Source organism: bacterium, from assembly GCA_023145965.1.
Lineage (GTDB): Bacteria > UBP14 > UBA6098 > UBA6098 > UBA6098 > UBA6098.
Genome location: JAGLDC010000099.1, coordinates 1 through 11,272, shown reverse-complemented (window position 1 = coordinate 11,272; position 11,272 = coordinate 1). Strand labels below are relative to the sequence as shown.

The window sequence follows — 11,272 nt, the reverse complement described above, 5'->3', positions numbered from 1 at the left end:
GAGGCGAGGACGCCTATCATAACGCCCTTGTCCTGCAATGTGTCGGAGGTAACATTGACACCGTAAGCCGAACCGTAACCTCCTGTTATATCCGCACTGAAATCGATCTCGGCGATGGCGTCCTGCGTTGTCGTGATCTCTTTTTGTATCTGGAACCAGCCATCCTGCCAACTCGACGATTGGTTCTGGATAAAAGCGCCGCCGCTATAGAGATCCGAAAGCGTAACCTCCGATCCGCCGTTCGTGTTCGGATCGCGCAAGACCATGTTGTTCGAGCCGTCCTGACGGATATAGACGTCGCTATCGCCGAAATAGGTTCTATCGGTTGTCATAACATCGCCGTCGAACCAACCTGCATAGCTTATTCCAGAGCCGAAAGGATAGACTGGCGGATTCTGGTCGCTCGCGAAAATCCCGATATTCTGATTACTCGCAATACGAGCCTCGAAGGCACCACCATAAGAGATTGTGCCAGATGAAGCACGACCGAAAACTCCATAATTATTGCCTGTGTTTGTCGTGGCGAAATATCCCCCGTATTTAGTGCCGTTACCGCCGTCTGCAAGGCCATAAACTGCACGCTTATCCGTAGCTGTAGCCGATCCGATTCTCGCATAGACTGCATAATTACCGCTCAAAAGGTGTGCCTGAAACAGCCCGCCGTCTTCGGCGATAACCGTGCCATCAAAACGCGCCGCGTATGTATAACCGTCATCGCCCGAATAAAGAGCCGCGCTGGAATAACCATCTCCATTCACGCTGAGTATCGATAACGGAGCATCCGAACCGATACCGAGATTGCCGTCGCCGGTCAGGCGCATTCTCTCGGTCGAAGAGGATACACCACTATAAATAAGTCCCGATGCGAAAATCAAATCGTCGTCGGAATTGAACCTTAAAGTTGGGCCATTAGACGGCAACGCGCTTATGGTCAGGAAATTCGCTTCGTCGGTCGTCGCGATACCCATACTTTCGCGGATATCGAGTTCATATTCCGGGCTGCTCGTCCCGATGCCGACATCGTCGGTAGTGTTATAAATTATTCCACTACCGATCTGCCAATCGGCGTCCGCACCGCTTATGCTACTCGTCGCGATTTTTTTGACCTGCCCACCATCAATGGTGAGCACCGAATCCGCGACGGCGTCGTCTGGAACGCTACCGACATAAAGAGCATCGCCCACCTTTACATTTCCGTTCACGTCAAGTTTTTGCGATGGACTGATCGTTCCTATGCCGATTCGTTGGTTCGTGCCCTCGGCGGTGAAAAACTTGGAGCCTTCCGTGCCACTGCAGATATAAAAATCATTATTGGGTCCGGTTACCCCGACAATAACATCCTTATTGCCATCCACATATTCCACGAGGTCGTTGCTCGCATATATCTGCTGACGGCTGCCGCACTGAATCCGGTAGTCGCGCCCGGGATATGATGTAGAATTGACACGGAGATAGCCGGCCACATCGAGTTTATAACTCGGGCTTGTCGTGCCGATGCCGATGTTGCCGGTGTGATATATGTCCCCCGTCAGCCCGGAACCGCTCGAATACGCCCAGTCGTTGTCGCTTCCCATTTCAACCCATGTCGAGCCGTCGTAATAATACATCTTATTGTCGTCGGTGTCATAATAGATAGCGCCGTCATCGGTGGCGGAAGGGACGCTCATGTTAGGTATACGCACCGGCGCACCCGTGAAGAAGCCCGACCAGGGGCCGTTATACGCAACACCAACGTCTCCCACAACGCCGTATATTGCCGCCGCCGGGGCGGGAACGCTTCCGGTTTCTATTTGGCCGATAACACCCTTGAGATTGCTCGAAACACTCGTCGAATAAGCCGATCCCCACAATCCAATTCCGACGATCGCTGCTGTGCCGCCGTGTCCCCTGCCATAGACGCCGATACCGCTGCCGTTGCTCGTCATATTAACGTCGCTGTTAATGCCGTAAATAACGGGATATTCCATGCCGGAGCCGCCGCTTGCATCGACTTTGACTACGATACCGTCCGAACTGCCGAAATCGTTCACAGCCGTTAGCTTGCTCGACGGCGTCGATGTCCCGATACCTACATTATCGGTCATGTTATAGATAATTCCGCTTCCGATCTGCCAATCGCTATCTGCGCCGCTCAAACTCGAAGCCGCAACCTTTTTAACCTGACCACCATCGATGGTGAGCACCGAATCCGCAGTCATGTCTTGCGGAACATCGCCGATGTAAAGAGCGTCGGAAACGGAAAGGTCGCCGAACAGATAAAGCGCGACATCGCCGCCCGCGAATTGCGCTACATTACTATATGTATTGTCCTGAATGTAAAAATTATTCCCGTCGGCCATCGAGAGGATCACGTCGTCCGCGCCGTTAAGCGGCGTGAGTATCCCCTTGAGGTCGCCCGTAGAATTCCGAGCAAATATAGTCCGGTCGTTGTTCATCTCGATTCGGCCGTGAAGCCAGAGATTTCCGCTACCGCCGACGAGACCGGCGGTGTAGCCCGAAGCGTCCTCGACCCGAACGTCGCCCTTCGCGATTATATTCGCGTTGTTGGCAAATATATTTTCATCCGCCCAGATGGCGTTGCCGCCCGGAGCATTCGTTGCGTAAATCGCAGCATCGGCGATACTATTCGAAGTTACGCTCAGCGGACTATTGAACAACCCGCTAACAATCTCGACCGCGCCGTCGTCGGCGTCGATTCGTTTGCTCCCGGATGGACTCGCGTCGTAGGCCTCGTCGAGATTATTACCCCCTCCTCCTCCTCCAACCACACTATCGGCAATCGCTGCCCTAAATGCATATGGCACAGTAGTAAGCGGTTGACGAGGGTTTAAAACATCTCCACCAATAGCTATTTCGATAAAATACTCATCAGAAAAATCGAGAAAATCGGATAAAGGAACCATAGAACCGAGTTGGACATCAAAAAGACCTTTTACAAAAGTTACATCTTGATTTTCTGTCCAGAGTGGAAAACCACTTGTTTCAACATCGTAAATGGAAAAAGTAACGGTTAAGACACCTTCAAAAGCAACACCATCGAGGGAGGTAAGCTTACCTTGATAATTCATGGTTTCCGGTATAGCAAACAGAGCTATTACAAACAGGACACATGCAATTAGATATTTAATCTTCATAATCTTTGCCGTTTAATCATAAAATTGAATCCTTGCTCCTTGAGGATTGAGTTTTCCTCCGGGTGAACTTCCGTCATTGGAGGTATTTAGCCATTTGACATAGCAGTCAATACTAGTTCCAGTTCTAATTGTCGAATCAACATTTACAATTTTTCCCACGTTTATTTTCATATTGTAAAAAGTAGTGACATTAGAGCCAGAAATTAGACTTGTTGTTCCGCTTCCATAAAAAATAACAGTGCTTGTTCCGCAGGTGAAAGTCGCGTTATTCGTCCAATTGCCGGTTACTGTAAGCTGCGAACTTCCGCCCATTGTTATACTCGTGCAAATAGCGCCCGATCCACCGATAACAATATTCCCAGTTTTCTTTGGCCAATAAGGCCCTATCGGGGATGCCGGAATAATAGCCTGCATAGCAGCAGTTGGAACCATAGAACCACCCCAATTACCGGGAGTATCCCAGTTAGTGCTAACATCACCTTCCCAGACTCCACTGCCTGAATAATTTATTGTTGCAGTAACAGCTGAATTAACGGTCCAGCTTCTGGTATCCGTGGTAGTCCTCGGATCGGAGCCTCCTGTGCTGGAGGGGAATCTAAGCGTGTATCCCGCATCGACCCATATAGCATATGTCCCCGAGGAGGTATATGTCAGACTTTGCGCTTGACCCCAGATTGTATAAGCTTCGGTAGTAACAGGATGAGATGCATCGACGCCGGTCAATGTTATAACACAGCGCCATTGCTTACATTTATCGTAATAAAGGTCACCACTACCATACCAATCTGTCCAAACAACATCGGATCGACGCAAATCAGAGGTAAAATACCCTGAAGATACACTCTGAACCGATTCACCGGCTATATCGTTTGAGCGAGTAAAAGGCCACCAAGTCGAACCGTTATTCTCCGAGGAGCTAGTGTAAGTGTTATAGCTTGTTTGATTTATTGTGTTTATCGGATTGGAATAGTTATCGCAAGCGAAAGTAATAAACTTATAACCAGACCACGTCGGACTACCCGATGACCATGAGGTTCCGTTATTTGAAGACCGTTTGTAAGCGGCTACGGTGTTGTTGTATAAATAACCTAAATAGACATAATTTCCACGACAGGCGATACCGTTCCACCAAGCATAGGATTCATTTGTTCCCGAATGAGATCGAATCAAAGTGAAAGGTCCCCGCGACCAGCTTCCAGCGGCATTATTAACCCGAGTATAATATAGATCGAAAGCTTGCTCATTATAGTCGAAGAAACGAGCTCCCTGATCATACATAACAGATATATGAATATCCGCATATCCTGGAGAAGTCTCATTATTTGCGGTTATCCATCCAACTTTGGCAAAAACGCCAGCATTAGAGTTTGTTGTAGCAGTGCGATAGCCATTCCAGCTAGCTCCATAATTTGTTGTGTAATAATAAACAATATTACCGGAATTCCAATCTGGAGAATCGCATGAACCGCCATCGTCGAATACGATACGTGTAAAGAAAATATAGGCGTAGTTACTCTCGTCGATTGTGACATCCGGTAGATAAACATATCGAAGATCGCTACTCGATCCATAGAGATTATAAGGCCCACTGAAACTCCCACCCGAATTTGAGGATATCCAATAGTGTATATATTTTGGATAACCTGAACTATTCATTAAGGTTGAAACTATATAAACGTAATTCCCTCTGGCGGCTATTCTCGAGTAATCGTAATAGGTCTCGCTTGAAATGTGTTGTTCAGAGTAGAACGACGCGCCTCCATTCGTCGATCTTTTATAATAAATTCCCATGCCGTCTTTTCTATATACAACATGAATATTGCCATTCGTAGGATCGGTGCATATATCGGCATGGTGGTTTAAATAACCATCATTCATCAAACGGATATCCGATCCGAAGCCCATAGCCTCCATTAAGGAAGAATCCGGTAGCTCTTCTCCAGGATTTGGCCTGTTTCTATGGCTAAATATTTCCCCCGGAGTATATGCAATTCGATTTATCGCCGGCCTATCACCACCTTCAGGAACAATTCTCTGTGGCAAATATTTCTGGGCCTTTTTCATATCCTCCATCATCTCGGATGTAACAAGCATCTCCGAACTGAATTTTTCCTTCTGATATTCGATTTCATTATAATTTACAACAACAGCAGCTAAACAAAAGAAAAAAAGCATAGATTTTACTACGGAGAATAACGCTCTTGTCCGCTTTTTATTCAAACCGAAAACAGGCTTATCCGAATTAAAGCTTGTCTTCCTTGGAATTATTTCCATTATCTCTCCCTATTCATCTTTTGGCTCTTACTTTTACCTTAACCCGCCGTTTCTATCGTATTTATCGAGATCGAGATAAAATTTCGTATCGAACTCGCTCGTATTAAGCTCCTCCGGTGGGGCAATCATATCGATTCTCTTTCCGGATAATCTTAAACTGAATTTTGCCTCCATATCGCCGGAAATAGCCTTAACTATAAGCTTGCTACCCTCCATTTTGGCCATTAAATAGGCTTCGGCTTGAGGTGTAACGAAAGGAACAATAGTGCTTTCGGCAACCATGTGATAAAATAGCCACAAGTCCGAGCTTTCGGGTTCTTGTGCAAGATTTATTTCATAAAACCCATTAGACAGTTGACCAACGGCGACAACATCTGTGCGAAGGCCTATACCCTCCCAACACCAAGTTGAATATCTTTTCCCACCGATCTCTGAAATCGGATCGACTTGATTACAATAGATTTTATCCACCTGCAGTATGTCTCCATTTACCTCGATATCTCCAACGATATCAAGTTTTGCGCTGGGGCTGGAAGTTCCCACGCCGATATTATATGACGTACTATTTGGATAAAGATTCAATCCGGAAAGCGTCCAATAATTGGTTCCGCCAGTCCAATCGCCGGAGGCACGTTTATACACATTACCATATGAGTCAACTGTGAGAATTGTATTTTGTGTGTTAGAGGGTAAGCTTTCTAAACGCGCAGTTCCCTTGACATGTAAATTCGCTGTCGGCTCGTTCGTCACGATCCCGAGACGCATGTTTATATTATCCCAGTGGAAATTCGAGTTATATGAAAGAGACGACGGATCGGTCCAGAAAGCTACTTTACTGTTGATGCCGCTTCCGCTAATTCCTTCCGCAGGAACATCCCAAGTGTAAGTCGAACCTGTCCATTTCAAGAATGTGTTCGCTCCTGAAGGCACTAATCCGTCAATAGTGTTAGTGGTGGTCGAATAGAGTATTCTATTTGCCGCTATTGTCGAAGGATAGGTCGCGCTCGACCAGGTTGGTAAGGATGAAGAACCAGAGCTTTGTAAAATAGTCCGAGAAGTAGAGCTATTAGGAAGACTTTGTTGGGGCTCCGTAGAGGAGCTTCCTCCGGTAATAAGCGCATTCGATGTGTGGCTCGATCGCCCAGTTCCACCTCTCTCGACTGGCAATATACCCTCAATATGGGATAAAGAACCGGAAAGCTGTATCTTCCCCCATGATGGGGCAACTCCGGAACCGTGTGAGATAAGCGCATTACCCTCATCTTCAGAAGACAAAGTCGAATAAGTACTTGTCGAAGTCGAATATATCAAATTACCGACACCACTCGCTGTCATATCTGACCCTAGACCTCCGCGCGAAACTGCGACATATTGTTCCGCAGCCAAGGAGTTAGTTCCATCGAAATATGCGTTATAGTCTGAAGTGCCTGTGCCGGATAACATATTATCGTGTGTATGATCTCCCCATGCAACGGTTCCGGAACTGGTGCCAAAATCTATCGGGGTAATATCTCCATCTAACCTTCCGAGCACCTTATTATTACTAATGGAGATATCGCTTGGTTGGGCACTCCATCCATAAGGATTGCTTTTTATAGTATATGCAGCCATGTTGGCCAATTTAGCATTCGTAACATTGCTATTGACTATTTTATTGGTTGTCACCTTATTATCGCCGATAGTCAAATTCCATGTGCCCGAAACATCACCACTTCCTGTGACGTCGCCGGTGTGTTCGAGGCTATGCGTATGCGATGTCGACGATGCGCCGATATCGGCGGCAGTGATAGCCCGGTTTGTTGCATAAGTAAGTCTTCCTTTTGCATCGACCGTTATCCATGGAACATTTGCTCCGGTGTTACCATATTCACCCGAAGTAACTCCAGTATTGTTCAAGGCTAAAGCCCACGTTCCACCAACAATCCCCGATCCAATAACATCGCCACCAGAGAATGTAAGGCTGTGAGTGTGACTGTCTTGTGAATATCTGCCATCTAAGTTGACCGAGAGATCTGATAAACCAAGGCGAGTAAGCGTTAAATATCCGTTTAATGTATTGAAATCTACACCATTTACAAAGTAATTAGCTCCACTTGCAGCAGAAGCATCAATAGTTATTGTATTCCCAGCGCCTCGCGTGACAGTAGCGCCACCGATACCATCGAAGATAAGCTCCGTGCCAGCTGTAACTTCAATAGCCGAACCACCATCATTGGGCCTTGCAGTCCATGAGTCATAATTATCATAGACTCCCGCATGTGTATGATTACCCCAAGCCACCGTTTCAGAAGCAGTTCCAAAATCAATCCCTTGAATGGATCCTCCAGAGAGCCTTCCAAGAACCTGATCGGACCCAATTGGAATATCCGTGGGCGTAGCCTCCCAACCTAAACTGTTACCTTTTACTGTATTAGCTCCCATGTTAGCCAACTTAGCATTAGTCACACTGCTATTGAGAATCTTGTTTGTCGTAACTTTATTATCGCCGATAGTCAGTGGCCAGTTCCCATCAACATTACCAGAACCCGTAACATCGCCCGTAGCAGGATGGGTGAGAGAATGATCATGCGCGCTTGTAGAAAAATTGGTGGAAGCGTAATTAAACCATACCATTCCATTCCAGAGTAGAAGATCTCCAGTTATCAAACCCGATACCGAGACATTGTTATGGTCATCGGAACTATGAAGCGAATGTGCACGGTCGTGTAACTGACCATGCGTATGTCCCGGTTCGGAGTATCTCCCATCCAAATTCGCATCTAATGTTGCCAAACCCGTTCGATCTAGATATAAGTTTCCAGTGCCGGGATTGAAATACATCGAAGTGGGGAAATTATTGCCATCTCCGGTGCCAGTGCCTCCCGTGCTATTAATAGTAATATTATCCACTCCTCCAAGTGACGAATGATCGAGTGTAATATTTGTTCCCGCATTAAAATTAACAATATATCCTGTGGGTATATCGGTATGAGTCGTATAATTAACATACAGTTTCCAATGATTGTAATTGTCGAACTCACCTGTATGTGTGTGGTATCCGCGGGCTACATCGTAAAGTCCCGTTCCAAACTTCACTCCGATGGTTCTGGCATCACCTGAACCGGCAAATTCGAGACCTCCATCTGTAGTGAGGTCCAGATCAATTGCTAGGTCTTCGCTACTTCCCGGTGGTTCAGCATTAGCAAGCCCAGCGCCCGTTGTGATAGTCTGGTTATATTCGCCTCCAGCATCGCCGCCTCCGGTGACGATGTTAATCACCATCTTAATCGATTCACCCGGAGTCCCATCTTCAAGGGCCACTCCCACAACATAACCATCTGGTGGATCTGGGATTCTCTTAACTTTACCGTTGTTAGTGCAAACCAAGTTATCTCCAGAGTAAACCCATTCAGATGTAGCTGCTATAATTACATATTCAATCCCAGAATTGCTGATGCAATAATTATAGTAAGTCCCAGCGACAAATTCATAAGCTGTAATAATCCCTATTGGAGTTTCCCCCTCATCACATAGCTCCAATAAACCAGAACCATTTATTCGGACTATGGAACCAATATCATAGAAAGCATTACCATCGATCGGATACTTTATTACATCTGCTGCATTTATTGAAAGCCCAAAAAGCATAACTAAAATCAAAGCAAAAACAGTTGTTTTGATATTCATGGTTTCCCCTTATCTGATACACACATTCGATAAGCGCATTAGTAATGCAATTATCATTAAATTAACATCGAATGCAAAATTAACCTTTTTCATTTATTTTCCAACTTCTCGATTCGACGTATGAGTTCCTCAATTTGTTTGCCCTGGGTTTCGAATGGCGATGTAGTCTCGTCGATTATCGCCGCAGTGGCGATATTAGGGAGGGCACAAGACCCTCCTCTACGGACGTTTTCGATGTCCCCAACGCCGTCATTGCGAGCCGTAGGCGCGGCAATCTCGTTGTGATTCGAGAAGATTGCCACGTCGCAATAACGATTAATATTTTGAATGTGGTCGTTCATAATGTTTCTTGTTTTATCTTAAATAGCTTCTAAATTCCTCGATTGTCATACCTGCTTGCTCCAAAAGAGCGTTGAATGTGCCATGAGCGACCTCTTTGTCGTTTGGGACAATTATAGTGCGAATCTTATTGCCGACTTTTCGACGCATCTTAATATGGCTCCCTCGTTGACCGACATAGCAACATCCGGCTCTCAACAGCGCTTTGACTATCTTTCCTGCCGAATAAAGTTTAGACACCGATGCCTATCTGACCAAGTTCGTATTCATGCAATTCGACCGGTTCCGGGTTATCTTCGAGAAAATATTCGACTGCTTCCTTAAGGCGCTCCAGCGCTTCTTCGCGCGTTTTGCCCTGGCTGGCAATGCTCAGATCGAGGCACTTCGCGATAAAATACGGCGGCTCTTGCCACACGAGTATTTGGAATTTATCTTTCATTGCATCTCTCCTAACAATCCGGTAGGACGGACATCCCTGTCTGTCCACGCCGAACAGGCAAGAATGCCTGTTCTACCGTTTCCGCCGTCGGACGGGCGTATGCAATACGCCCCTACGGAAATTTTGTTGCCGCCGGATGCGCTGTCATTGCGAGCGACCGCCAGTCGGCGCGTGCCGACTGTAAGGAGCGTCGCAATCTCATTGCATTTCGAGGAGATTGCCACGTCGCTATGCTCCTCGCAATGACGGTTGATATTTTGAATCTGTTCGATCATAATTTCGTAATCTATTTATTCTCCAGCACTTCGATGCGTTGCATAAGCTGTTCGATAATTTTATTCTGCGATTCGATCATATCTTGTTGTTCCTGCACCGCTTTCACCAGCGGCATGACGAACTCGGCATAGCGAAGGCCGTAGTAGTCGTTCTCGTTTTTGGGAGCATCGACGCCGCTGAAATCGTAACCAAGTTCAAATGCGACAGATTCAACTTCCTGTGCAATAAATCCTGTTCGCAACATAGAAGATTGTAACTGTTCGCACTCTTTTATTCGCAAGCTATCCGGTAATTTTACAAATTTCGCAAAGGCATCGGGGTCAAAATGATAAGTTACCGGACGTAATTTGGTAATAAAAGCTAAACCCGGTACCGATTCTTCTACATCGATTTTAAATCTTCCATCGGAGGTATTTGTCCAGTTTTGCGGTCCTCCTATGCTCGTGGCATTCCATCCAATTCTCACCTGATTGCTTGCGGTTATAGAGACTATCGCACCAATGGCTGTCGAATAGGAATAAGTTCCGCCTTGATAAGCGGCATATCCAAAAGCAGAGTTGTATTGCCCTGTGGTGTTGGACATAAGCGCACTCACTCCATAAGCAGTATTGTAACTTCCAGAAGTGTTATTATCAAGAGCGATAACACCGGTAGCGGTATTCCACTTTCCGCTGGTATTTTTAAAAAGCGAACCCCATCCCACGGCTGTATTCCACTCTCCTGTTGTGTTGGTATAAAGCGAACCCCATCCTACGGCTGTATTGTTGTCTCCTGTTGTGTTGACCCTAAGCGCACTATATCCGACGGCGGTATTTGCCAAAAAAGCTCCAGAACCTCTCCCTACGGTGATACCATAGATTAAAGCGTCGCCGTCTGCAACTTCGAGTTTCGCCGATGGTGTCGTCGTCCCGATGCCGACGTTGCCATCGGTATTTATCGCCAACCTCGCTTGCGCAACCGTTTCGTCTGTAATCCTAAATTGATAATTCGGTGCCGCCGTCGTTCCCAATTGACCTACCGACCAACTGCGGCCGGCATTCACAAACCAATGTTTGACCACCCTTGCGGCATCGGTTTCCGAATAAACGTCAGCCGCATTGTTCGAGGTCCCATACAGATGCAATTTATAGCTCGGACTTGTCGT

At 46.5% G+C, this 11,272-nt stretch carries 8 protein-coding genes; all 8 read right to left on the bottom strand.

Annotated features, from left to right (window positions below):
• On the bottom strand, positions 1 to 3,134 hold a 3,134-nt coding region (locus KAH81_09025), incomplete at its 3' end, for a hypothetical protein (protein MCK5833796.1).
• A 12-nt stretch (positions 3,135 to 3,146) separates the two neighbouring features.
• Positions 3,147 to 5,408, bottom strand: coding sequence for a hypothetical protein (locus KAH81_09020; GenBank protein MCK5833795.1), 2,262 nt, complete (start codon positions 5,406 to 5,408; stop codon positions 3,147 to 3,149).
• Between the two features lie 33 nt (positions 5,409 to 5,441).
• The gene (locus KAH81_09015) at positions 5,442 to 9,074 is read right to left on the bottom strand and encodes a hypothetical protein (protein MCK5833794.1); all 3,633 of its coding nucleotides are present in this window, start codon (positions 9,072 to 9,074) and stop codon (positions 5,442 to 5,444) included.
• 89 nt (positions 9,075 to 9,163) lie between these two features.
• Complete coding sequence (locus tag KAH81_09010) at positions 9,164 to 9,415, bottom strand: hypothetical protein (GenBank protein MCK5833793.1); 252 nt, start codon at positions 9,413 to 9,415, stop codon at positions 9,164 to 9,166.
• Between the two features lie 13 nt (positions 9,416 to 9,428).
• Positions 9,429 to 9,653 (bottom strand): type II toxin-antitoxin system HicA family toxin, encoded by a 225-nt coding sequence (locus KAH81_09005; protein ID MCK5833792.1) that lies wholly within the window; start codon positions 9,651 to 9,653, stop codon positions 9,429 to 9,431.
• A complete protein-coding gene (locus KAH81_09000; GenBank protein ID MCK5833791.1) occupies positions 9,646 to 9,852 on the bottom strand; it encodes a type II toxin-antitoxin system HicB family antitoxin in 207 nt (68 codons plus the stop codon). Before KAH81_09000 ends, KAH81_09005 begins: the two co-directional genes overlap by 8 nt.
• Positions 9,849 to 10,127 (bottom strand): hypothetical protein, encoded by a 279-nt coding sequence (locus KAH81_08995; protein MCK5833790.1) that lies wholly within the window; start codon positions 10,125 to 10,127, stop codon positions 9,849 to 9,851. Before KAH81_08995 ends, KAH81_09000 begins: the two co-directional genes overlap by 4 nt.
• A gap of 11 nt (positions 10,128 to 10,138) precedes the next feature.
• A partial coding sequence (locus tag KAH81_08990; protein MCK5833789.1) for a tail fiber domain-containing protein occupies positions 10,139 to 11,272 on the bottom strand: 1,134 nt, incomplete at its 5' end.